This is a genomic window from Wohlfahrtiimonas chitiniclastica DSM 18708 (assembly GCF_000375345.1).
GTDB lineage: Bacteria > Pseudomonadota > Gammaproteobacteria > Cardiobacteriales > Wohlfahrtiimonadaceae > Wohlfahrtiimonas > Wohlfahrtiimonas chitiniclastica.
In genome coordinates this window covers 23580-46287 of sequence record NZ_AQXD01000002.1, presented here as the reverse complement: position 1 = coordinate 46287, position 22708 = coordinate 23580, and the positions used below count along the sequence as shown (strand labels likewise).

The 22708-nt window shown below is 43.3% G+C and carries 23 protein-coding genes and 1 tRNA gene; 2 read left to right on the top strand and 22 right to left on the bottom strand.

Translation table 11 applies throughout. The features are described 5' to 3' along the window. Positions 1 to 176 precede the first annotated feature (176 nt). From phoU to B143_RS0104635, 12 genes are all read right to left on the bottom strand, one after another. Positions 177 to 896 carry a phosphate signaling complex protein PhoU gene (gene phoU / locus B143_RS0104690; RefSeq protein WP_008316155.1) on the bottom strand — a complete coding sequence of 240 codons (720 nt, stop codon included), beginning with the start codon at positions 894 to 896 and terminating at the stop codon, positions 177 to 179. 12 nt (positions 897 to 908) lie between these two features. Continuing rightward, positions 909 to 1679, bottom strand: a complete 771-nt coding sequence (gene pstB / locus B143_RS0104685) for a phosphate ABC transporter ATP-binding protein PstB (protein ID WP_018122400.1) — start codon at positions 1677 to 1679, stop codon at positions 909 to 911. Positions 1680 to 1683: 4 nt separating this feature from the next. After that, a complete protein-coding gene (gene pstA, locus B143_RS0104680; RefSeq protein WP_018122399.1) occupies positions 1684 to 2544 on the bottom strand; it encodes a phosphate ABC transporter permease PstA in 861 nt (286 codons plus the stop codon). Beyond that, positions 2544 to 3503, bottom strand: a complete 960-nt coding sequence (gene pstC, locus B143_RS0104675; RefSeq protein ID WP_018122398.1) for a phosphate ABC transporter permease PstC — start codon at positions 3501 to 3503, stop codon at positions 2544 to 2546. The genes pstA and pstC overlap by 1 nt, the downstream gene beginning before the upstream one ends. A gap of 15 nt (positions 3504 to 3518) precedes the next feature. Further along, the gene (gene pstS / locus B143_RS0104670) at positions 3519 to 4550 is read right to left on the bottom strand and encodes a phosphate ABC transporter substrate-binding protein PstS (RefSeq protein ID WP_018122397.1); all 1032 of its coding nucleotides are present in this window, start codon (positions 4548 to 4550) and stop codon (positions 3519 to 3521) included. 85 nt (positions 4551 to 4635) lie between these two features. After that, a complete protein-coding gene (gene phoR / locus B143_RS0104665) occupies positions 4636 to 5922 on the bottom strand; it encodes a phosphate regulon sensor histidine kinase PhoR (protein ID WP_018122396.1) in 1287 nt (428 codons plus the stop codon). A gap of 2 nt (positions 5923 to 5924) precedes the next feature. Continuing rightward, complete coding sequence (gene phoB, locus B143_RS0104660) at positions 5925 to 6617, bottom strand: phosphate regulon transcriptional regulator PhoB (protein ID WP_018122395.1); 693 nt, start codon at positions 6615 to 6617, stop codon at positions 5925 to 5927. A gap of 82 nt (positions 6618 to 6699) precedes the next feature. Then, entirely contained in the window at positions 6700 to 7260 is a 561-nt protein-coding gene (locus tag B143_RS0104655; RefSeq protein ID WP_018122394.1) for a toxin-antitoxin system YwqK family antitoxin, read from the bottom strand. A gap of 53 nt (positions 7261 to 7313) precedes the next feature. Next, positions 7314 to 8537 carry a beta-barrel domain-containing protein gene (locus B143_RS0104650; protein WP_008316142.1) on the bottom strand — a complete coding sequence of 408 codons (1224 nt, stop codon included), beginning with the start codon at positions 8535 to 8537 and terminating at the stop codon, positions 7314 to 7316. 33 nt (positions 8538 to 8570) lie between these two features. Continuing rightward, a complete protein-coding gene (locus B143_RS0104645; RefSeq protein WP_018122393.1) occupies positions 8571 to 10736 on the bottom strand; it encodes a type I secretion system permease/ATPase in 2166 nt (721 codons plus the stop codon). 146 nt (positions 10737 to 10882) lie between these two features. Then, on the bottom strand, positions 10883 to 12277 hold the full coding sequence (locus B143_RS0104640; RefSeq protein WP_018122392.1) for a TolC family protein: 1395 nt from the start codon (positions 12275 to 12277) through the stop codon (positions 10883 to 10885). A 229-nt stretch (positions 12278 to 12506) separates the two neighbouring features. Further along, positions 12507 to 12595 (bottom strand) — tRNA-Leu (locus B143_RS0104635). Positions 12596 to 12684: 89 nt separating this feature from the next. On the opposite strand from B143_RS0104635, the gene B143_RS0104630 reads away from it, so the two are divergent. After that, a complete protein-coding gene (locus tag B143_RS0104630) occupies positions 12685 to 13413 on the top strand; it encodes a tyrosine-protein phosphatase (RefSeq protein ID WP_018122391.1) in 729 nt (242 codons plus the stop codon). Between the two features lie 91 nt (positions 13414 to 13504). Here B143_RS0104630 and B143_RS0104625 read toward each other — a convergent pair whose 3' ends face one another. Continuing rightward, on the bottom strand, positions 13505 to 14227 hold the full coding sequence (locus tag B143_RS0104625; protein ID WP_018122390.1) for a cytochrome b/b6 domain-containing protein: 723 nt from the start codon (positions 14225 to 14227) through the stop codon (positions 13505 to 13507). Between the two features lie 146 nt (positions 14228 to 14373). Between B143_RS0104625 and sstT the strand changes: the two genes are divergently transcribed. After that, on the top strand, positions 14374 to 15588 hold the full coding sequence (gene sstT, locus B143_RS0104620; protein WP_018122389.1) for a serine/threonine transporter SstT: 1215 nt from the start codon (positions 14374 to 14376) through the stop codon (positions 15586 to 15588). A 68-nt stretch (positions 15589 to 15656) separates the two neighbouring features. Here sstT and B143_RS0104615 read toward each other — a convergent pair whose 3' ends face one another. From B143_RS0104615 to B143_RS0104575, 9 genes are all read right to left on the bottom strand, one after another. Then, entirely contained in the window at positions 15657 to 16079 is a 423-nt protein-coding gene (locus B143_RS0104615; protein ID WP_008316842.1) for a F0F1 ATP synthase subunit epsilon, read from the bottom strand. 22 nt (positions 16080 to 16101) lie between these two features. Next, positions 16102 to 17475 (bottom strand): F0F1 ATP synthase subunit beta, encoded by a 1374-nt coding sequence (atpD, locus tag B143_RS0104610; protein WP_008316840.1) that lies wholly within the window; start codon positions 17473 to 17475, stop codon positions 16102 to 16104. Positions 17476 to 17520: 45 nt separating this feature from the next. Continuing rightward, complete coding sequence (atpG, locus tag B143_RS0104605) at positions 17521 to 18432, bottom strand: F0F1 ATP synthase subunit gamma (protein WP_008316838.1); 912 nt, start codon at positions 18430 to 18432, stop codon at positions 17521 to 17523. A gap of 36 nt (positions 18433 to 18468) precedes the next feature. Then, on the bottom strand, positions 18469 to 20016 hold the full coding sequence (gene atpA / locus B143_RS0104600) for a F0F1 ATP synthase subunit alpha (protein WP_008316835.1): 1548 nt from the start codon (positions 20014 to 20016) through the stop codon (positions 18469 to 18471). A gap of 49 nt (positions 20017 to 20065) precedes the next feature. After that, the gene (locus tag B143_RS0104595; protein WP_008316834.1) at positions 20066 to 20620 is read right to left on the bottom strand and encodes a F0F1 ATP synthase subunit delta; all 555 of its coding nucleotides are present in this window, start codon (positions 20618 to 20620) and stop codon (positions 20066 to 20068) included. A 14-nt stretch (positions 20621 to 20634) separates the two neighbouring features. Further along, complete coding sequence (locus B143_RS0104590; protein ID WP_008316831.1) at positions 20635 to 21105, bottom strand: F0F1 ATP synthase subunit B; 471 nt, start codon at positions 21103 to 21105, stop codon at positions 20635 to 20637. 74 nt (positions 21106 to 21179) lie between these two features. Next, a complete protein-coding gene (gene atpE / locus B143_RS0104585) occupies positions 21180 to 21413 on the bottom strand; it encodes a F0F1 ATP synthase subunit C (RefSeq protein WP_008316830.1) in 234 nt (77 codons plus the stop codon). Between the two features lie 59 nt (positions 21414 to 21472). Further along, complete coding sequence (gene atpB / locus B143_RS0104580; protein WP_018122387.1) at positions 21473 to 22288, bottom strand: F0F1 ATP synthase subunit A; 816 nt, start codon at positions 22286 to 22288, stop codon at positions 21473 to 21475. A 29-nt stretch (positions 22289 to 22317) separates the two neighbouring features. Then, entirely contained in the window at positions 22318 to 22665 is a 348-nt protein-coding gene (locus tag B143_RS0104575) for a hypothetical protein (protein WP_008316826.1), read from the bottom strand. Positions 22666 to 22708 lie beyond the last annotated feature (43 nt).

The window sequence follows — 22708 nt, the reverse complement described above, 5'->3', positions numbered from 1 at the left end:
ACCCAATAATGAAAGCCACACCTAATAAACTGAACATCACCGGCATCGTAAACCAACCCATCTTCATCCCCCTTGTTAGTAGAGTTGTAGGAACCACTGAGATCAGTATAGCCTAGCCCTTACCTTCGATCCTTGATCGTAATCAACTAAAATGATTTCAAACATTTATCTCAAGTTTAGGCTGGGTTTTCACGCTCTTTTAAGAGCTTTTCGATCACATCATCCCCCACATGTCGATAATCTTGACCTTTGACAAAATAAAAGACCAATTCGCTGATGTTTTGACAACGAGAACTCACTCGCATGATGGAGCGCGCGCAATTTAACGCGATCAAAATATTGGGGATCGAACGGGGATCTTCCATCATGAATGTCATCATTTGGCGGATCACCAAATCATATTTTTGGGCAATGCGTTTATCTTCTAAATAAACCGTCAAGGCTGCATCCATATCCATGCGCGTAAAAGCATCTAACACATCTTTGAGCATCTTCATGACGCTGTTGCCCATCGTTTCAAGAGAGGTCAATAAGCTCAATTGCTCTGGCGTAAAATCTTGCTTGGCGATTCTACAAATGGCTTCTGCCGAATCGCCAATGCGCTCAAGCTCTGCAATCAGTTTTAAAATCACCATGATCAAACGTAAATCACTGGCCGTTGGCTGGCGCTTTGCGATGATTTTCACACAGGCTTCATCAATCGCCACTTCCATCTGATTGACTTTTTGATCCCCTGCAATCACTTGCTCTGCCAATTCAACATCATGTTCTAAAAGCGTACGAATCGCATGACTGAACTGCTGCTCCACTAAACCGCCCATGGTCATCACTTCACGGCGAATGTGCGCTAAATCGGCATCATATTGCCCTGAAATGTGTTTGCCTAAATAATCCATCACTCGCCCCTTTTAGCCATAACGGCCTGTAATATAATCTTCGGTCTGTTTTTTCATCGGAGAAGTGAAAATGTCATCGGTTTTGCCATATTCCACCAACTCGCCTAAATACATAAATGCTGTGTAATCTGAGCAGCGCGCCGCTTGTTGCATATTGTGCGTCACAATCACCACGGTATAGCTGTCTTTAAGCTCAGTGATGAGCTCTTCAATGCGCCCCGTGGAAATCGGGTCAAGCGCCGAGCATGGTTCATCGAGCAACAACACTTCAGGCTTAATGGCAATGCCGCGCGCAATGCATAAACGCTGCTGTTGTCCGCCTGACAAACTGTTACCACTTTGATGAATTTTATCTTTGACTTCATCCCAAAGCGCCGCCTTCGTCAAAGCCCATTCCACGCGCTCATCCATCTCCACGCGGGATAATTTCTCAAATTGCTTAATGCCAAAGGCAATGTTGTCATAAATGGACATCGGAAAAGGCGTGGGCTTTTGGAACACCATGCCCACTTGCGCACGCAGCAATGAAATGTCACGACGATCCGTTAAAATATTTTGCCCATTGAGCAAAATCTCTCCTTGTGCATGTTGCTCAGGATACAGCTCATACATTTTATTGAATGTGCGCAGCAATGTAGATTTACCGCAACCTGAAGGGCCAATGAACGCAGTCACAGCATTCGCCTTAATGTCGATGGAGATCTCTTTTAAAGCATGAAATTTTTGATAGTAAAAATTCAAGTTGCGCACTTCAATTTTATTGTGTGTTGAATTTTGCGTCATGGATTTACCTTTTCTTCTGACTGAACAATACGCGGGCTAAAATGTTGAGGAACAACACAAACACCGTGATCAATAATACTCCTGCCCAAGCAAGCTCCTGCCACTCTTTAAATGGACTCATGGCGAACTTAAAGATGGTGACCGGTAAGTTTGCAATGGGCGCATTGAGATCGGTGCTCCAAAATTGGTTCGACAATGCGGTAAAGAGTAAAGGCGCTGTTTCCCCTGCAATGCGGGCAATCGCCAATAATACGCCAGTGACAATGCCGGATACCGATGCCTTTAACGTGATGGTTAAAATCATGCGCCAGCGCGGCGTGCCAAGGGCATAGGCTGCTTCTCGTAAATTATTGGGCACCAGTAACAACATATTTTCTGTGGTGCGCACAATGATGGGCAACTGAATCAATGCCAATGCCACAATCCCCGCCCAACCTGAAAAGTGCCCCATGGGCACGATCATGACCATATAAACAAACAAACCAATGATGATCGATGGCGCAGAGAGTAGCACATCATTGATAAAACGAATGATGCTTGCCAACCAATTGTTACGGCCATATTCCGCCAAATAAATGCCCGATAAAATGCCAAGTGGCGTACCAATCAATGTGGCAACCCCCACCAATAATAAGCTCCCCATCATGGCGTTTGCTAAACCGCCGCCTTCAGTGTTTGGCGGTGGCGTCATCTCTGTAAAGACCGCGAGCGACAATCCGCCCATACCTTTTGTGACGGTGGAATATAAAATCCATGTCAGCCACACCAAGCCAAAAAGCACGGCAATCATTGAAATGCCAATGGCTAAGCGATTTTTAATGCGGCGGCGCTTTTGTAAACGCATCGCCATGCTTTCATCTCTCATCAGCGATTCCCCTCTTTTTGACTCAAGCGCAACAACATCAATTTAGACAATGCCAACACAATGAACGTGATCACAAATAGGATCAAACCCAATTCCATCAACGCAGCCGAATGTAAGCCCGGCTCTGACTCCGCAAACTCATTGGCCAAGGATGAGGTGATGGAATTACCCGGCATAAAGAGCGATAAACTGTCTAATTGATACGTATTACCGATGATGAACGTCACCGCCATCGTTTCCCCAAGAGCACGCCCTAAACCAAGCATCACGCCACCAATGACACCATTTTTGGTGTACGGCAACACAATGTAGCGAATGCATTCCCATGTTGTGCAGCCAATGCCATACGCCGCTTCCTTCATTAAAGTCGGCGTTTGCTCAAACACATCGCGCATGACTGATGTGATGTACGGAATGATCATGATCGCTAAGATGAAACCTGCCGCCAATAAACCAATCCCGAACGCTGGGCCTGTAAAGAAGAGATTTAAAATCGGGATGTTGGCAAGAATATCATTCATCGGCATCTGAAAATATTCTGCAAAAATGGGCGCAAATACAAATAAGCCCCACATACCATAAACGATGCTAGGAATGGCTGCCAATAGCTCAATGGCGATCCCAAGCGGACGGCGCAACCATAACGGCGAGAGCTCTGTTAAGAAAAAGGCAATCCCAAAGCTGACGGGCACCGCAATCACCAAAGCAATGATGGAGGTGACAATCGTGCCATAAATGGGCACCAATGCACCATATTCATCCATGGGCGGATCCCAATTTTTATCCCATAAAAATGGTAGCCCAAACTCTTTAATGCTTGGCATCGAGGCGATGATCAAAGAAATAATGATGCCGCTCAACAATAACAGGACGAAAATCCCCGCCACGCGAACGACATTATCAAAGATGAGATCCCCAACCTTCGATGGGGATCTTTGTGTATTTTTCACTTTAGCCATATGTGATGACTCGTCCTATTCAATGAGTGCTTGACCATCTTTGGTTGTGAGCTCTGTTGCCCACGCTTTTTTGATCTCTGCAATCACATTGTCGGGTAACACGGCATAATCTAATGCCACCGCCGCTTGTTGCCCATTTTGATACGCCCAATCAAAGAAGTTCAAGACGGCTTTGCCCTTCTCAGCATTGTCCTGCACCTTTTGTAATAAGATGAAGGTTGTGGATGTAATTGGCCATGCATTGTCACCAGATTGATTCGTTAAATCTTGAGCAAAAGTTTCTGCCCAATTCGCCTTTTTCGCAGCAGCACTGAAGCTCTCAGCCGATGGCGAAATCACTTGTCCATCTGCAGAATAGAGTTTTGTATACGCTAAATTATTCTGTTTAGCATACGCATATTCCACATAACCAATCGATCCCGGTAAACGCTGAACAAATGCCGCAACGCCATCATTGCCTTTACCGCCAACGCCCACAGGCCATTTCACGGTCGTGCTTTTACCCACTTGCTGATTCCATTCAGAATTCACTTTGCTCAAGTAGCTTGTGAATACAAAGGTTGTGCCAGAACCATCCGCGCGGCGCACCACATTAATATCTTGATTCGGCAATGTTACATTCGGGTTCAATTGAGCAATCGCCGCATCGTTCCAGTTTTTGATTTTACCTAAGTAAATGTCCCCAAGGGTTTGACCATCGAGCACCAATTGATTCGACTCAATGCCCTTCACATTCACCGCCACCACAACGCCGCCAATCACAGTTGGGAATTGCATTAAGCCATCTTGTTTCAATTGATCATCGGATAAAGGCGCATCGCTTGCCCCAAAGTCCACCGTTTTTGCATTGATCTGTTTGATTCCGCCTGAAGAGCCAATCGCTTGATAGTTCACTTTCACGCCTGTTTCTTTATGATAAGTGTCTGCCCATTTTGCATACACAGGTGCCGGAAAGGATGCGCCCGCACCTGTAATGTTCACATCTGCGTGTGCTGCATTAAAGGAAACGGCTGCGGTCAATGCGAGGGTCCAACCAATCTTTTTCATGCTTAACTCCTTGTTAGAGATGTTTTTTAATTTAACTGACCTTAGTGTAAAAAATGAATGTGACAAGAAGATGACAACAAATTTTTTATTCCACAATCAAATGTGCAGGAATGACAAAGGAAAACGTTGAACCTCGATTCGGAAAACTCTCAATGCTTAAATCACAACCATGATGACGAAGGGCATGTTTCACAATGGCAAGCCCAAGCCCTGAACTGTTTTTGCGATGCGTGTGTGCGCTGTCCACTTGATAAAAGCGCTCCGTTAAGCGATTCAAATGGTGCCCTGCAATGCCAACGCCGTTATCTTGCACGCTGAACAATACACCCTTTGATGCCCTCGCCCATGTGATCTGAATCTTCGTGCCCGGAGGATTGTGTTTAATGGCATTATCAATCAAATTGCACATCACGCTGTAGAGCTGATCTTGATGCCCCATGATGGAAAGATTTGCCTCAATGTTTGCCACAATCTCATAATCGGGGTGCACCTCTATGATGCTGCTGATCCATTGATCTAACAGTTTAGCCACATTGATTCGATGCATCACCGCATGGGCAGACATATTCTCAATCTTACTTAATAATAAAATCTGCCCGATGAGTGATTCCATCCGCTCGATTTGTGATTGCACCTTTTGCCAAGTTTGCGCCTTTTGATTCTCTGGCACTAAATCTTCTTCGAACATTTCCACATAACCTTTGACGACCGACAGCGGCGTTCTGAGCTCATGGCTTGCGTGCGTGAAAAAGTCTTTGCGCTGCAATTGGGCTAAATAAATGTCATTCACATTGCGCGCCACAATGATATGACGGCTGTGTTCATATGGCAGCACCCGAAATTCCATATAGTGTTTTTGGTGAATTTTTAGGGTTAAGGGCTCGCTAAAATCCTCTTGTTGCAGATAATCTGCCAAAGCCGGATCACGAATCAGATTGACAATGTTTTGCCCTTTATCATCTGGCCAGCGGATGTTGAGCTGTGTTTTCACGCGTTGATTGCACCATTGAATGTTGCCAGCATCATCCACAATCATCAAAGCATCCGGGGATGTTTCCACGCCATGACGAAATAAACGGATGATCTGTGCCAACTCATTTTGCCGTGAACGCAAACGCTGTTGATGCTTATGAAGCCCATAATAAATGATCTCCCAACTGCCAAAACTTTGAGGCGGATACAGAGCATTTTTCTGCCAAATCCAGCACGATAAACGAAACAGATGATAACAATGCCAGCACACCAATCCCACAAAGCCCACCAATAAGCCCAATAAGAAGTGCCCAAACAGTAAGCCAATCATGCCACAAAGAAGCAGTGTTAAAAAGAGTTCAAGTAAAAAGCGTTTAAGGAAGGTTTGTTTGAGCATCATGATCACTCTTTGACTTGGCCAGATAAACGGTAACCCGCGCCGCGCACCGTTTGAATCATTTTGGCAACGCCGCCTTTTTCGAGCTGTTTGCGTAGGCGGCCAATGTGCACATCCACCGTGCGATCATCAATGTATACATCATTGCCCCAAATGTGATCAATGAGCTGATCTCGACTAAAAACGCGCTCTGCACGCTGCATTAAAAAGCTGAGCAATTTATATTCTGTGGGGCCCAACTCCACTTCTTGATCATCGATGAACACGCGATGGGACGCTTCATCAATGGCTAAATTATTGATCATCAAACGTGGTTGATCTTCAGGGTAAATGCGCCGAAGAAGCGCTTTAATGCGTACTAACAACTGCTTATTTGAAAAAGGCTTGGTGACATAATCATCTGCGCCCACATCAAAGCCTTGGACTTGATCATCTTCTGCGGTTTTTGCCGTCAGCATGATCACGGGAATGTGTTTTAAATTTTCATCTTTACGCAGCTGCTTAATCAGTGAAATGCCGCTGCCGCCCGGAATCATCCAATCAATGAGGGCAAGATGCACCGTTTGCGCGTTCAATATTGCTAAGGCGGTGGGCTGATCACGCGCTTCAAGCACTGCAAAACCACTGCTTTGCATCAACATGACCAGCATTTGCCTTAAGGCATCATCATCTTCCACAATCAATATGATTTTCTGCATACATCATCTTCCACCTGAGAAATATGACAATTATGCGTCAATTATATGACAGTTTTATGAATCGACTGATTGATTCCCTCAATCAACGAAAGCCAAAGCGCCAAATGTCCACGCGGCATACGTCCCCTTTCGTTGAGCGCTGACGATCAAGACGGCCTTTTTCGTAATAGAGCTCTGTTTCTAACACATCACGCTCGCCCCAAGTGCGGCACCAACCATCATTGACGCCATCGCTGTAACTCACTTCTGCCACTTTTAGGCCGGTTGGTGCATATTTCACCAATGTACCCTCTTTGCGCCCCTTTTTCGATTGAAAACGGTGACTCACTTCACCTGTGCTGTACCAAGCTTCTGTGGTTAAAATGCCTGTGACATCATCTAATGTTTCACGCATGCGCATCTGCCCTTCAGGATAATAAGACACTGTGCTCACCACTTGTCCATGGTCATACATCACTTCCATCGATGTTTGACCATTTTTGTACCAATGTTTTGTCAAGCCATGCGAAATGCCATCAACAAAATGGGCTTCATTTTTAATCTGGCCATTTGGGTAATGGTTCGTTTGTACTTCATCGGCCAACACTGGTGAAAACAGCGGACTGCAAAGCACCGCACAAAGGGCGATTTTATGGAAGGTCATGTGTGTTCCTTTATTCTATTCGATCATGTGCCCATTCTATAACATGTCATCGTTTATCGCTCACGCAATGCCTCTTTGACGCGCCCAAAGGGTTTCATGAGGTAATCAAAGACGGTTTTTTCACCCGTTTTGATGTCCACCGTTGCAATCATCCCCGGCACAATCGGAAAAGCATGCCCGGTTTTTTTATCCACCAATGAATCTGTGTCCGTCAAAATAAAGACACGATAATAAAACACATCGGGTTTGACTTCATCTTGAATGGTATCTGGCGAAATCACCGTTACATGACCATCTAAGCCCCCAAAAATGGCGTAATCATAGGCGGTGATCTTCACTTTAGCCTCTTGCCCGGGATGAATATAGGCAATGTCACGCGGGGAGATGCGCGCTTCAATCAACAATTGATCATCAAGCGGCACAATGCGCATTAACTCACCATTTGGCGGAACAACACCGCCGCGCGTGGTTAACATCACATTTTTCACAATCCCGCGCACAGGTGAGCGCAACGTTAAGCGGGACAATGAATCCTCTCGCCCACGCACCACAGATTCTAAAGATTCCGCTTCTGCCTGCACGCGGCTTAATTCTTGGCGTGCTTGCACCATGTATTCAGACATTTTATCCGTAATTTGTAGCTCTAAATCCGCCACTTGGCGCTGTAATTTTAAAACATCCACATTACTGGCCGCGCCTTTTTTGGCTAAATTTTCCGTCAATTGTAATTCAGATTTCACCAAATTGAGGGATTGCTCAAGCCCACTTAATGATTGTTGCAAAGCATTTTGACGTGTTTTATATAAACGCGTTTCCGCTTGAATGAGCTCAGGAAAGTCATCTAATTCATCCGGGAACTCTAAATCACTTTGATCCACCTCTGCTTCTAAGCGCGCAATGCTTGCTAAAGCGGCACGATATTTCGCAGCGCTCTCTTCAACAATTGCTTCGGTTTTTGTTAAATCTAACTGCGCCAAGACTTGATCCTTTTCCACAATGTCGCCTTCACGCACATGTAAATCTGCAATGATCCCACCTTCTAGCGATTGAATCACCTGCTCTCTTGATGTGGGCACCACTTTGCCTGAACCTGTGGAAACCTCCACTAAATTCGCAAAATATGACCAAATGATTAATGCCACAATCAAGAAAACAAAACACCAAATGATGCGCGATGATTTCACAATCTCAGCATCCCCAATGTCATCTTTATAACGATGCTGATCCTCATCATGATCAATCAGCAAAATGTGTCTGTTTTGCGTCGCTTTATCCATGCAAACCTCTATGATTTCTTTAAACTGTTGTGCTTATGCTTGGCCTGATAAGCGTTTTAATGCATTCTCTTTGTTGTCATCTAACACAATCTGCCCATCATCAATCACGATGATGCGATCGGCTAAATTCACGATGCTCATTTTATGGGTTGCGATCACCACTGTTTTGCCCTTACGCCACTCATTGAGGGCAGCAATAAACTGTTTTTCAGTCACTTCATCAAGTGCAGAGGTCGGCTCATCAAGCAAAGCAATGTGGGGATTGCGTAAAAATAAGCGAGACAATAAAAGCGATTGGCGCTGCCCACCCGATAAACCACGCCCACCTTCAGCGATCACATAATCTAGCCCTGTGGGAATCTTTTGAATGAAGGACAAAGCCCCCGTCATGTTCAAGGCGCGCATCAATTCATCATCTGTGGCCAATGGTGCCCCTAAGGTTAAATTGTCACGGATGGTGCCATGAAACAACCCTGAGTTTTGCCCCATCAAACCAATGTCACGACGCACATCCGCAGGATCAATGTGCCCAAGGCTCACGCCATCGATGGTCACGGTGCCATCTTTCGGTTCTAATAAACCGGACAACACTTGCAACAATGTCGATTTCCCTGCACCATTGCGCCCTAAAACGGCAATCGTTTCTCCGGGATTGATCTCTAAACTCTTGATGGTGAGCGATGCATTTTGTTGCTCAGCATGATAAGCAAAATGGGCATTTTTAATTTGATAATGCCCCTGCAAGGCGCTTTTATGCACTTTCTTTTGCCCAACAGGATGATCCACCGGCAATTCCATCAATTGATTGATGCCATTTAAGGCAACTTTTGCCTGCTGCCAACGGCTGAGAATTTGTGTAATGCCGGCCATCGGTGCAATCATGCGCCCGCCTAAAATCGAGGCCGCAATCAATGAACCGGTGGAGAGTTCTCCATCCATCACCATAGGCGCCCCAAAGAGCACAATGACCGCAAAGGCAGCTGTTTGCACGCTTTGCGTCCAACTGTTGAGCGTGCTGATTAAAGAGCGAAGACGCAAATTCACATCCGCAGCCACTGCATTGTAGTTATTCCATTGCGCCTGAAAGCGCTGTTCAGCTTGTAGCGTTTTAATGTCTTCATTGCCTTGAATCGCCTCCACAAGCATGGCGTTACGCAACGCACTTTCACGCATGGCTTGATTGGCATATGCGCGCAATTTACCTTGTGCTAAAAGTCCAGGCAATATCATTAAAATTACAGCAGCGATCGGCACCCACACTAAAGAGCCAGCAATGTACCAAAACACAATACAAAATAAGAAGAAAAAGGGCATGTCTGCAAATGCCGTCACGGTTGTGGAGGTCAAAAGCTCACGCACACTGTCCAGTTCACGGATTTGTGAGATGAATGTGCCCGTTGAACGTGGACGATGCGTATTTTTAATGCGAAGCGCATGGCCAAACACGCGATCTGAGATGCGTAAATCTGCGCGCTTACCCAATAAATCAGTGACTCGGGTGCGTAGTTTTCGCATCACAAAACCAAAAATGATCGCCACAAATACACCGCTAAAGAGCACATACAATGTTGGATACGATTCAGCCGGAATCACACGATCATACACTTGGCGCGTGAATAAGATGCCGGCCAATGCCAAAATATTGACCACTAAAGATGCGATGAAAATGTGGCTGTAAGGCTTCCAATCACGCAGTACAATCTTTTTAAACCAATTGCGATCATGCGGCTTGATGTAATCATCAATGCGTGCATCCGACACTGTGTGCGATGGGCGCAGCACCAAGGCAAGCGTCACATTATTTAACAGCTCATCTTGAATGATGCGACTTTTCACGCCTTGATCACCACAATAGGTGATGCCAATGTTGCCTGCGTCATCTAATGCATCAATCACGCCAATTTGCCCTTGCTTAAATTGCACCACTAACGGCAAGCGCCAGACGGTCAGATCATTGTCTGACAGCTCAATCACACTTAAAGTTAAGCCCGCTTGGCGTGCCATGCTGCGCAGTACATCGACGGTGGATTCTTGTTGCAACCACTGACTGGTGAGCAAAATACTCTCTTTTGAACACTCAAGGCGATAATGTTTGGCCACCATTAAAATGGCTTCTATCCAAGGTGCATAGAGATTTCGACCCGTTTGCTGTGTGGAAGATTCCGTTGTCGTTGCGTTATTGTCTTTTGTCTCGTTCACAAATATTGTTCCAATACATTGCTTAGTTATTTCAGGGTATTATATATTTTTTTGCTAAAAGACAATATACAAAACTATACACTTTTCAATAAAAAATCCCCAAACACCTGTTGGGGATTTTTTGACATTCAAAATGTAAAATTTACTTAAGGTGCCACTTGTAATAAATGTCCCAACTTACCTTGATAAAAGGCACAATCCACTTGAGTTTGAACAATGTCTAATTGATTGTTCACAACTTCCATTCGTGCCTGATGATACTCCTGCTCAGAATTGAGCAAATCTAACAATGAGCGCGTACCTAACTCTAAGTACTGCTGTTTATATAATTCTTTAGTGTTTTTAAGATTTTCCACACGACGGGACAATAAATTTGCGCGCTGCTTTAGATTCTCTAAACGCACTTGGGCTTCTGTCATTTTTTGACCAATTTCCAGCTGAACATCGGCTTTACGTGCAGCAGCAGACTCTGCTTGCCCTTGTGCAGCGCGTTTCGATGCAGATAAACTGCCACCTTGATAGACAGGCACCGTCACATTTAAACCCACGGTGGCATCTGTACGCGAACCATAACGAGGTTTCGCATTTAAAGGATGCGATGCATTACCACGAAGCGCGATGGTGGGCAATTCATTAGCACGCGCGCGCTCTAAATCTGCCAAAGCTTGCTCAGCCTCTAATTCAGCAACTGCATATGCTGGCACTTTTTTCCAATCAGGCGCAGTCGAACAGGCTAAAGATAAAGTCGCGGGCAATGCTCCCACTTGAGCCCCCGTGATCTCGCGTTGACCTGTAATGATGCCTAACGTGCGTAATGTACTTTGATATTGTGACACGGTGTCTAACTCTTCAGACAGCACATCATCTAAACGCGAACGCGCCTGATACACATCAGACAAGTTACTCGCGCCCTTGTCATAACGCTGTTCTACCAAGCCACCTAAATCTTTCACACGCGCCACTTGCTCTTTCGCAAGATTGATCATTTTCTGATAACGCTCTGTTGAGATCACCGCTAAGGACGCGGCATGCACCAGCTCTTCATTGGTCATATTTGTATAAGCTTTGGCGCCTAAATAACCATATTCTGCACTTTTAACAGCACTGGAAGTTTTACCAAAGTCATACAATACTTGGTTCACTTCCAGATTTAAATTTTGGATGTAATCTTTGCCGTATCGATCATTGCGAGAGCGATTATTGTTATATTGTGTGCCCAATCCGCCGCTGATCTGTGGATAATATCCTGCTTTGGCAATGTTGATGCGCTCTTGCTCACTGTTTTCATTGCCCTTCGCTTGAGCAACACGTGGATGATATTTCAAAATTTCTTCTGCCGCACGCTGTAGAGAAAGCGCACCATGAATCTGTTTCGAAGGTTGTTCACTTGCTTGCGCTTTTAACACATAATTTGGATCATCTTCTACAGGATCCCATGTGTGTGTCTGATGTCCATCATTCACTGCACAAGATGCAACGGCTAAGCCACATAACAGTGTCACCATATTTTTTTGATACTTGAAACCTTTTTTTATGTGCATTCGCAACTCACTCAGTACAAATTTAATTTAGAAAATCTAAAAAGCTCATTGATATTTATTTAAACTCAATGAAATATTATTAATATCGATCATGATTGCGCTTATGATAACGTCTAAAGACAGACATTGTCACGGGGAAAGTATTCACCATAAAAAGCCCACCAAGGATTGATGGGCTTTTCGACAGGCAACAAAAAACCTGACATAAAGTCAGGTTTTTTGATATATATGGTGCCTAGGGCCGGAATCGAACCGGCACGACCGTTAAGGGTCGGCAGATTTTAAGTCTGCTGCGTCTACCAATTTCGCCACCCAGGCATGGATTGCGTTGAGGTGCGTATAATATCCATTTATAATAAGCTTGGCAAGCATATGCATAAAAATAGATCAACTTTTAGGAGTATCCAATGAATTCCATCTTAAATTTCCGAGATTTTTCACCCCTTAAGACCAGAGAAAATGCGGCCATTCGTGCAAATAAACTTTTTCGAAGCGCCGCACCTGAATATGGCACAAAAGATGACTTTTCACGTTTGCATGCACTCAATTTAGACACAATTATTGATTTTCGGGAAGAAGATGAAAAGCGCCCTGAATTGACACAAACCTTTAATGCACAATTTCCTCGTCAAGCGGCTGCCATTAATGTTGCCAATTTATTTAATCACAACACCTTTGACTTAAACCATTTAACAGAAGAGAACATTGATTTTTATTACCAATGCATCTATGAGAAATTGCCCACGCATTTTCATCATCAATACCGAACGTTAATCGATTGTGCCAATCGCGGTGAAACCATGCTCTTTCATTGCAGTGCAGGGAAAGATCGTACCGGTTTTGGGGCTTATCTATTGCTGAGCGCATTAGATGTCCACATCGATGACATTATGGAAGATTATTTGCGTTCAAATGATTCCGCCGTTGCCCTCTATGAGGCGCGTAAGCATGAACATGAAAAGATGGCAGGGACACAGATCCCTAAAGCAACCATTGAGCGCTTATTTGGCGTGAAAGCAGCGTATTTAGACACTGCATTACACACCATACAAGCCACCCATAAAACGAGCGATCGATATCTCACAGAAGCATTATCCGCGGACATCGATGCCATCCGTGCACACTATTTGCTGTAAACCACAAACAACAGTATCAGCGTCATAGGAATGATGAGCATCATAGCGATTCCTATGCGCTCTAAAGCGGATGATTTTAATAAACTGCGACTCACAATATTAACCCTTTTAACCAAATCACTGTGTTTTTAATCCAAGTGATGAAACCTACATTTTTTTCATAACCATATAAAAAGTACGGCACTAAAATACCCACCGCAGCAAAAATTACCAATGCCAACCATGGGCGGTTGCCTTCTATCGACGTTGCAAATGGCATATGACACTCATCTTCAGTGCGAGTGCCCACCACCATCGTTTTCACCAAATTTTGCCCTTTGACTAAGAAATAGAGCACAATGGCCGCCACATGTAAGCCCACCATCGTATAAATCACATAAAGATTGTATTGATGAATGGTTTTTAACACGCTGCGTGCATCACTGCCCACCCATTGATATAAAGGTGAATCTTGGTGCAAATAGGTATTGTCTGTTAAAAACAGCCCAGTGATTGTTTGTGTAAACAGCACCAACAACATCAAGAGCACCATATAAGCCCCGAGCGGATTGTGCCCTTCTGTCTTTGTGATGCCATAGCGCAAATATTGATACGCAGACATTGGTCCTTTCACAAAGTCCCAAAATTTTGCCGTGGTGCTGCCCAATAACCCCCAAAGCACACGAAAGAGCAATAACACCAATACAAATGTCCCTGCGTATTGATGCGCCGTCACATTGTCCACGTTAATGGTATAGATACAAACAACGATCATCACCACCAAAGACCAGTGAAACAGTCGAATGGGTAGATCCCAAACCTTGATTTTTTTCATAACCACTCCCTTAAATGTCAAGCATCCTTCTATTGTATAAAAAGCATTTTCGGATGGCGAGTTTATTCGGTTTTCAAACTGACAATTAATTGCTATATTTTTCCTTCCGAGCGACGGCTTGTCGCCTTTATTTTGCAGGAGCATTCATGAGGAAACTACTTAATTTTATCAATCAGTACAGCTTGATCCAACAGATCTTTATTGGCCTTATTTTAGGGATCATTATAGGCTTTACTTCCTCAACCACCGCTCACGCATTACAACTTCTTGGGGACATCTTTGTCAATGGTTTAAAAGCCATCGCCCCTGTGTTGGTTTTCTTCTTAATTATGTCGGCCATCTCTAAGTATAAAACCTCCACCGAAAATCAATCTGCGATTCGCCCAATCTTAGTCCTTTACTTACTGGGTACCTTTGCTGCATCCGTTGTGGCTGTGATTGTGAGCTTCATTTTCCCGATCACCATTTCATCCTTGCCTGAAGCGGCTGTGCAATCTTCACCCAGCAATATTTTAGATGTATTGCACTCATTGGTGATGAAAATGGTGGATAACCCTGTCGATGCCCTTGTCTCTGCGAACTACATTGGCATTCTATTTTGGGGCTTGGTGTTTGGTTTTGCCTTGCGTCACACATCCGATACCACTAAAAAAGTGGTGGAAGATGGTGCCGAAGTGGTGACAAAAGCTGTGCGTTTTGTCATCAGCTTTGCGCCTTTAGGTATTTTAGGCTTAGTGGCTTCAACGATTGCCACAACAGGTGCTGAATCTTTATTAGATTACTTGCAATTGGTTTTAGTCTTACTGCTTGCGATGGCGGTTGTCACCTTTGTCATCAATCCCATTTTAGTCTATTGGAAAACCCGTTCAAACCCTTACCCACTCGTTTTTCAATGCCTTCGCGAAAGTGGTTTAACTGCGTTTTTCACACGAAGCTCAGCGGCAAACTTACCCATTAACTTTGCATTGTGTAAAAAATTGGGTGTCAAAGAAGAGACTTACTCCATCTCCATTCCTTTAGGTGCCACCATCAATATGGCGGGCGCGGCTGTCACCATCACCATCTTCACATTGGCTGCGGTGCATACGAAAGGCATTCAAGTGGATTTCTTATCTGCCATCTTATTAAGCTTTGTGGCGGCTGTGGGGGCATGTGGTGCATCTGGCGTTGCAGGCGGCTCATTGTTATTGATTCCCTTAGCTTGCAGCCTCTTTGGCATTGATAACACCGTTGCGATGCAATTGGTTGCCATTGGCTTCATTGTGGGCGTGATCCAAGACTCAGTGGAGACGGCCATCAACTCATCAACCGATGTGCTCTTTACAGTGGCAGCAGATCGCTCTGTGAACGGCAAAGATTAAATCTTCTCAACTTCAGACATAAAAAAACCTGCCAATGGCAGGTTTTTTTGATTTGATGATTCACATCATTAAACTTTACCGATACGACGATAACGTTCAATGGCATCGATTTTTGCACTGATCTCACGTAATTCTGTTTGAGCCTTCGCAAAGTTAAAGTCGCTCTCATGTTTATTCAACATAGATTGAACGCGCTCTTTCGCTGCTTTAGCTTCCGCTTCATCAAGATCATCCGCTCTTTCAGCAGACTCAGCTAGCACGATAATTTGATTCGGTTGAATTTCTAAAATACCGCCAGAAATCCAGAACACATCTTCATTACCTTCAGCTGTCTTTAATCGAACTTGACCAGGAACCAATTGCGTTAACAATGGCAAGTGACCAGGAAATACCCCTAACTCACCTGAAATACTTGTTCCTGCAAAAAAAGTGACATCTCCAGAAAACAATTTTTTTTCTGCGCTTACGATGGCAACATGCATTGTATTCATTGAGACTCCCTATTCAATTAGATTAAAGCGTCGCTGCGCGTGCTTTAGCTTCTTCAATATCGCCAACCATGTAGAAAGCTTGTTCTGGCATAGAGTCACACTCACCGGCCAAAATTGCTTTAAAGCTTGCAATCGTATCTTTCAAGCTCACATATTTACCAGGTGCACCTGTAAATACTTCCGCTACGTGGAAAGGTTGAGATAAGAAACGTTGAATCTTACGAGCACGTTGAACAACCAATTTGTCATCTTCTGACAATTCGTCCATACCCAAGATTGCAATGATGTCTTTCAACTCTTTATAGCGTTGCAATACAGTTTGTACGCCACGAGCAACTTCATAGTGTTCTTTACCGATCACTTGAGGATCTAATTGACGAGACGTTGAATCTAATGGATCTACCGCTGGGTAAATACCTAAAGATGCGATGTCACGAGACAATACGATGGTTGCGTCTAAGTGAGCAAACGTTGTTGCAGGTGATGGATCCGTTAAGTCATCCGCAGGAACGTATACAGCTTGAACTGATGTGATCGAACCTTTCTTCGTAGATGTGATACGCTCTTGAAGCACACCCATCTCTTCAGATAATGTTGGCTGATAACCTACCGCAGAAGGCATACGACCTAACAATGCAGACACTTCAGTACCGGCTAAGGTATAACGATAGATATTATCGATGAACAATAATACGTCTTTACCTTCGTCACGGAAGTATTCAGCCATTGTCAAACCAGTCAAAGCAACACGTAAACGGTTACCAGGTGGTTCATTCATCTGACCATACACCATCGCAACTTTGTCTAATACGTTAGAATCTTTCATTTCGTGATAGAAGTCATTACCTTCACGAGTACGTTCACCAACACCAGCAAACACAGATAAACCTGAGTGCGCTTTAGCGATGTTGTTGATCAATTCCATCATGTTTACAGTTTTACCAACACCGGCACCACCGAACAAACCAACTTTACCACCTTTTGCAAATGGGCAAAGTAAGTCGATTACTTTGATACCAGTTTCTAATAATTCTGTAGAACCTGATTGTTCTTCGTAGCTAGGTGGTTTGCGATGAATACCCCAATGGGCTTCAGTGCTCACTGGACCTGCATGATCCACTGGCTCACCTAATACGTTCATGATACGGCCTAAGGTCGCTGCACCAACAGGTACAGAGATTGGCGCTTTTGTATCAATGACAGTTAAGTCGCGTTGTAAACCGTCTGATGAACCCATCGCGATTGTACGAACTACGCCGTCACCTAATTGTTGTTGAACTTCAAGAACCAAATCTTGGCCTTCAACTTTTAATGCATTATAGATACTAGGCACTGCATCGCGTGGAAATTCTACGTCTACGACAGCCCCTATAATCTGAATAATTTTTCCTGACATATTTAACCTCTAAAAATTACTATTCTCATTCAATCTGCCCAGATTTTAAAGGGCTGCTGCACCGCCAACAATTTCAGAAATTTCCTGAGTAATTGCAGCCTGACGCGCTTTGTTATACACGAGCTGTAAATTATCAACAATGGCTTCAGCATTATCCGTCGCAGCTTGCATTGCCACCATACGGGCAGCCATTTCACATGCGATGTTTGCAATAACACTGTGGTACATTGTCGATTCAAGATAACGATTCAACACCAACTCAACGAGTTTTTTAGGATCCATATCGTAGATATAATCCCACTTCATTGTTTGCGTTAAATCAATAGTCTCAATCTCATCTTTTTCGTCAAACTCAGCTTTCAGCGATTTGAATGTAGATAAGTCTAACGGCAACAACTTCATACCATATGGTTTTTGAACCATTGTATTCACAAAAGCATTCGAGTAGATGTGCAACTCATCGATTTCACCGTCACGATAGGCGGTTAACATCACATTCATTACACCTAACAAGTCAGCCATAGAAGGCTGGTCACCTAAATGACTTGCTGTTGCCAAAATTTTCCCACCATAACGGTTAAAGAAGGTATTCGCTTTATTACCGATGGTCGCGAACTCGACATCAATGCCTTGTTCTGACCATTTAGCCATGTCCGCAGAGAGGAGCTTGAATAAGTTATTATTCAAGCCACCACATAAACCGCGGTCACTACTTACGACAATGATACCAATCTTCTTCACTTCACGTTTAGTGAGGTAGACATGATCAAATTCAACTTCAGCCTGAGAAAGATGAGAAACCAATTTCACGATCTGCTCTGTATATGGTTTAGTAGCAAGCATTCTCGTTTGCGTTTTACGCATCTTGCTCGCTGCAACCATCTGCATTGCACCTGTGATTTTCTGAGTGTTTTTAACACTCTTAATCTTTGTACGTATCTCTTTACCAACGGCCATGAAAGATCCTAATATTTAAATAAAGAAAGAGAAAAATTATTTCACCCAAGCTTCTGTCATTTTGTATGACTTAACGGCTTGTGCAAATTCGCTTTCAATTTCGTCATTGTAACTACCAGTCTCATTGATTTTTTTCATGAGATCAGCTTTTTCAATGTTCATTGTAGTGATTAAACCTTCAGTGAACGGACGAATTTGCTTCACTTCGATATCGTCTAAATAACCTTTTTCTACTGTAAATAACACGATGGCCATTTCAGAAACAGTATAAGGACGATATTGAGCTTGCTTCATCAATTCCATTACACGCTCACCACGCTCTAATTGCTTACGGGTTGCTTCATCTAAGTCAGATGCAAACTGTGAGAACGCTTCCAATTCACGGTATTGAGCCAATGCCAAACGCACACCACCACCCAATTTCTTGATGATTTTAGTTTGTGCAGCACCACCAACACGCGATACAGAGATACCGGCGTTGATCGCAGGACGAACACCCGCATTGAATAAGTCTGATTCTAAGAAGATCTGACCATCTGTAATGGAAATTACGTTTGTTGGAACGAATGCAGAAACGTCACCGGCTTGTGTTTCAATGATTGGCAATGCAGTTAAAGAACCTGTTTTACCTTTCACTTCGCCGTTTGTGAATGCTTCAACATAGTCAGCATTAACACGTGCAGCACGTTCTAATAAACGTGAGTGTAAATAGAATACGTCGCCAGGGAACGCTTCACGGCCTGGAGGACGACGGAGTAACAATGAGATTTGACGATAAGCAACGGCTTGTTTAGATAAGTCATCATAAATGATCAACGCATCTTCACCACGGTCACGGAAGTATTCGCCCATTGTACAACCAGCATATGCTGATAAATATTGCATTGCAGCAGGATCAGCCGCGCTTGAAGCCACAACAATTGTGTGCGCCATCGCGTCGTGCTCTTCTAATTTACGAACGATGTTCGCAATTGTAGAGTTTTTCTGACCAATCGCTACGTAAATACATTTTACGCCAGTATTTTTTTGGTTAATGATGGTGTCGATTGCAATCGCTGTTTTACCCGTTTGACGGTCACCGATGATCAACTCACGTTGGCCACGGCCGATTGGAATCATAGAGTCAACGGCGATGTAACCTGTTTGTAAAGGTTCATCAACGGATTGACGCTCAATCACACCTGGTGCCACTTTTTCGATTGGCGCAGTTAAAGTTGTGTTGATTGGACCTTTACCATCGATTGGCTGACCCAATGCGTTCACAACGCGGCCTAATAATTCAGGACCGATTGGAACTTCCATCACTTTACCTGTACATTTTACAACGTCACCTTCGGATACTTTACCGTAGTCGCCTAAAAGTACAACACCTACTGAATCGCGCTCTAAGTTCAATGCTAAACCACGAACTCCGTGCGGTAATTCAACCATTTCACCTTGCATTACTGCATCTAAGCCATAAACGCTAGCAATACCATCAGTCAAACTAATGACTGTTCCTTCAGTACTTGCTTCTGGCTTAACATCAAATTCTTCAATCTTAGATTTGATAAGATCACTAATTTCTGATGGATTCAATTGCATAATTCAAATCATCCTTTAAAACATAATAAATTCTTTTATCGTTAATTCATTAAGCTGGTTGCACTAAGAAAGAGGTCATTTCCTCTAAACGTCCTTTGACAGATCCATCCATGACCCAGTCGCCAGATTTGACAACCGCACCACCAATTAAACTTGGATCCACAGAAACATTTAATTTAATACTTTTTTGGAAATGCTTTTCTAAAGCCTTAACGAACATTTCGTATTCTGATTCTTGCACTTCAAAAGCTGAGACTAATTCAGCTTCCACAATAGATTCATCTACCAGAACCATTTCGTCAAAGATTTGACGAATCGATGGGAACGCTTCATAGCGTTTAGCATCGAGAATGACCGATAAAAAATTAGCTTCTTGATTCGTTAACTGACGCTTTAAAAGCGCAGCCACTGCTGTTTGCAAAAACTGAGTTTTTTCTTGCAGAGAAAAATCAGGGCGAGTGATAAAATCGCTCGCCTCTACATCGGCACTAATCTCATCGAGTACAGCCAAAAGATTACTCCAGCCAGAAATAGTATTCTCTTCCTTAGCAATCAAAAACACTGCTTTGGCATAGGGACGAGCAACTGTAATATAATCTGTCATGACTAACTATTGCCTTATAAACGTGATGCTAAATCTTTTAACAATGACTCGTGCGTTGCGCGATCAACTTCCTTACCTACGATCTTACTTGCACCTTCAAGTGCGAGTGCAACCACTTCTTGTCTTAGTTTTTCTTTAGCTTGATTAGTTTCAACTAAAATCTGATCTTGAGCGTTCTGAAGTTGCTTGTCTGCCACTTCTTTAGCTTGTGCTCTTGAAGCTTCAACAGCTTCCTCTGCGCGCTTATTCGCAAGTGCAACAATACTTGATGCTTCTTGCTTAGCATCTTTTAAGAGCACTTTGACTTCTGAATCAGCAGCCATTTTTTCAGCAACGCTATCTTCAGCAGCTTTTAAGCCCTCTGCGATTTTAGCACGACGTTCATCGATTGCTTTGATCATTGGTGGCCAGATGAATTTCATCACGAACCAGACCAACGTAAAGAATACGACAAACTGTGCAAATAAAGTAGCATTTAAATTCATGTTGTATCTGCCTGTCTAACTATTCTATGCATAAAAGGCGTTTGATGTGTATCAAACGCCACGATAATGGATGATTACTTGAATACAACCATTGCAAAGAAGATAGCGATACCAACACCGATTAAGAATGCAGCATCTACAAGACCAACAAGAATAAATACTTTAGGTAACAATTTATCCATCATTTCTGGTTGACGCGCTGAAGATTCAACATATTTTGAACCTAAAAGTGCGATACCAATAGCTGCACCAATAGCACCTAAACCAACGATAATTCCACACGCTAAAGCAATCATGCCCATGTCCATTTTTTTCTCCTAAAAATAATTAACTAAACTAACAAAACACCAACCAAAATGATTGAATTCTAATGAGCCTCATGAGCTTGACCAAGGTATACCAAAGTCAAAGTCATAAAGATGTAGCCTTGAAGAACAATGATCAAGATATGGAAAATAGCCCATGCTGATCCTGCTAACCAATGCAACCCAAAACCCCACCACGTGCCTGTTGCACCTAATAATGCAATCAAACAGAAGATCAATTCGCCCGCGAACATATTACCAAAAAGTCGCATGCCTAAAGAGAACGCTTTTGAAATATATTCAACGATATTTAAAATAATATTAAAAGGTAATAACCAGATACCGAAAGGCGCTGTGCATAACTCTTTAAGGAAACCACCCACTTTTTTCACTTTAAATGAGTAGAAGAGAATCAACGCTAATACTGCCATAGACATGCCCAATGGACCGTTCACGTCAGCAGTTGGTAAAATTCTTTGGTGTTGTACATCTAAACCAAATACATTGATTAAGGTCATTGGTAGATCAACTGGCACTAAGTCCATGCAGTTCATCACAATCACCCATAAGAAAATTGTTAAACCTAAAGGTGCAATGTAGCCATTTGGGCCATTGACAAGCGCTTTAGATTGGCTTTCGGCAAATTCTACTAGAATTTCCACAGCGGCTTGGAATCGGGTCGGTACGCCAGCGGATGCTTTGCGAGATGCTCTGAACAAAAAGAATAGAACAATAATACCCGATACAATTGACCAAAGCACCGTATCTATGTTAATCAAACTAAAGTCCACAAAGTTTTCTTGTGGCAAATCTGTCTGAGTCATATTAACGAGGTGATGCTCGATATAACTACTAGCGGTAATCTCTTCTGCTGACATATCTTGTCCCAATCTCTGAATTTTATTACTTACATATCGTGCTTCAAATACTTATAGCCAAACCCTGTAATCACCATTGGTAGAAACACTGTCACCACTATTGCTGCCAAAAATGCCACCCAGTTTGGATCTTTTAAATATAAGACACTGCCCGCAAGCAGTAATGCACTGATAAATTTATTAACAAATGCGCCTAACCAAAATATTGCTTGTTTGCTTTTAATCAAAAAGGATAAAAACACCACAAAAACATTTGGCAAGGTAATGGAAAGTCCTGCCCAAAAGTAAGACCTTCCAACACTTTCCCCTAATACCAGCCAAAGCACAATTGAGGCACTTAGCGTAATGATCAATTGGATCGTTATTACTTGCTTCATCACATCAAAATACCTTTGGCAAAAGTAGCTCGATTATAAGCAG

What these genes read in the sequence shown, in the direction of transcription:
- phoU (WP_008316155.1), bottom strand. Translation starts at nt 896, where the DNA reads ATGGATTATTTAGGCAAACACATTTCAGGGCAATATGATGCCGATTTA.
- pstB (WP_018122400.1), bottom strand. Translation starts at nt 1,679, where the DNA reads ATGACGCAAAATTCAACACACAATAAAATTGAAGTGCGCAACTTGAAT.
- pstA (WP_018122399.1), bottom strand. Translation starts at nt 2,544, where the DNA reads ATGAGAGATGAAAGCATGGCGATGCGTTTACAAAAGCGCCGCCGCATT.
- pstC (WP_018122398.1), bottom strand. Translation starts at nt 3,503, where the DNA reads ATGGCTAAAGTGAAAAATACACAAAGATCCCCATCGAAGGTTGGGGAT.
- pstS (WP_018122397.1), bottom strand. Translation starts at nt 4,550, where the DNA reads ATGAAAAAGATTGGTTGGACCCTCGCATTGACCGCAGCCGTTTCCTTT.
- phoR (WP_018122396.1), bottom strand. Translation starts at nt 5,922, where the DNA reads ATGATGCTCAAACAAACCTTCCTTAAACGCTTTTTACTTGAACTCTTT.
- phoB (WP_018122395.1), bottom strand. Translation starts at nt 6,617, where the DNA reads ATGCAGAAAATCATATTGATTGTGGAAGATGATGATGCCTTAAGGCAA.
- B143_RS0104655 (WP_018122394.1), bottom strand. Translation starts at nt 7,260, where the DNA reads ATGACCTTCCATAAAATCGCCCTTTGTGCGGTGCTTTGCAGTCCGCTG.
- B143_RS0104650 (WP_008316142.1), bottom strand. Translation starts at nt 8,537, where the DNA reads ATGGATAAAGCGACGCAAAACAGACACATTTTGCTGATTGATCATGAT.
- B143_RS0104640 (WP_018122392.1), bottom strand. Translation starts at nt 12,277, where the DNA reads ATGCACATAAAAAAAGGTTTCAAGTATCAAAAAAATATGGTGACACTG.
- B143_RS0104630 (WP_018122391.1), top strand. Translation starts at nt 12,685, where the DNA reads ATGAATTCCATCTTAAATTTCCGAGATTTTTCACCCCTTAAGACCAGA.
- B143_RS0104625 (WP_018122390.1), bottom strand. Translation starts at nt 14,227, where the DNA reads ATGAAAAAAATCAAGGTTTGGGATCTACCCATTCGACTGTTTCACTGG.
- sstT (WP_018122389.1), top strand. Translation starts at nt 14,374, where the DNA reads ATGAGGAAACTACTTAATTTTATCAATCAGTACAGCTTGATCCAACAG.
- B143_RS0104615 (WP_008316842.1), bottom strand. Translation starts at nt 16,079, where the DNA reads ATGAATACAATGCATGTTGCCATCGTAAGCGCAGAAAAAAAATTGTTT.
- atpD (WP_008316840.1), bottom strand. Translation starts at nt 17,475, where the DNA reads ATGTCAGGAAAAATTATTCAGATTATAGGGGCTGTCGTAGACGTAGAA.
- atpG (WP_008316838.1), bottom strand. Translation starts at nt 18,432, where the DNA reads ATGGCCGTTGGTAAAGAGATACGTACAAAGATTAAGAGTGTTAAAAAC.
- atpA (WP_008316835.1), bottom strand. Translation starts at nt 20,016, where the DNA reads ATGCAATTGAATCCATCAGAAATTAGTGATCTTATCAAATCTAAGATT.
- B143_RS0104595 (WP_008316834.1), bottom strand. Translation starts at nt 20,620, where the DNA reads ATGACAGATTATATTACAGTTGCTCGTCCCTATGCCAAAGCAGTGTTT.
- B143_RS0104590 (WP_008316831.1), bottom strand. Translation starts at nt 21,105, where the DNA reads ATGAATTTAAATGCTACTTTATTTGCACAGTTTGTCGTATTCTTTACG.
- atpE (WP_008316830.1), bottom strand. Translation starts at nt 21,413, where the DNA reads ATGGACATGGGCATGATTGCTTTAGCGTGTGGAATTATCGTTGGTTTA.
- atpB (WP_018122387.1), bottom strand. Translation starts at nt 22,288, where the DNA reads ATGTCAGCAGAAGAGATTACCGCTAGTAGTTATATCGAGCATCACCTC.
- B143_RS0104575 (WP_008316826.1), bottom strand. Translation starts at nt 22,665, where the DNA reads ATGAAGCAAGTAATAACGATCCAATTGATCATTACGCTAAGTGCCTCA.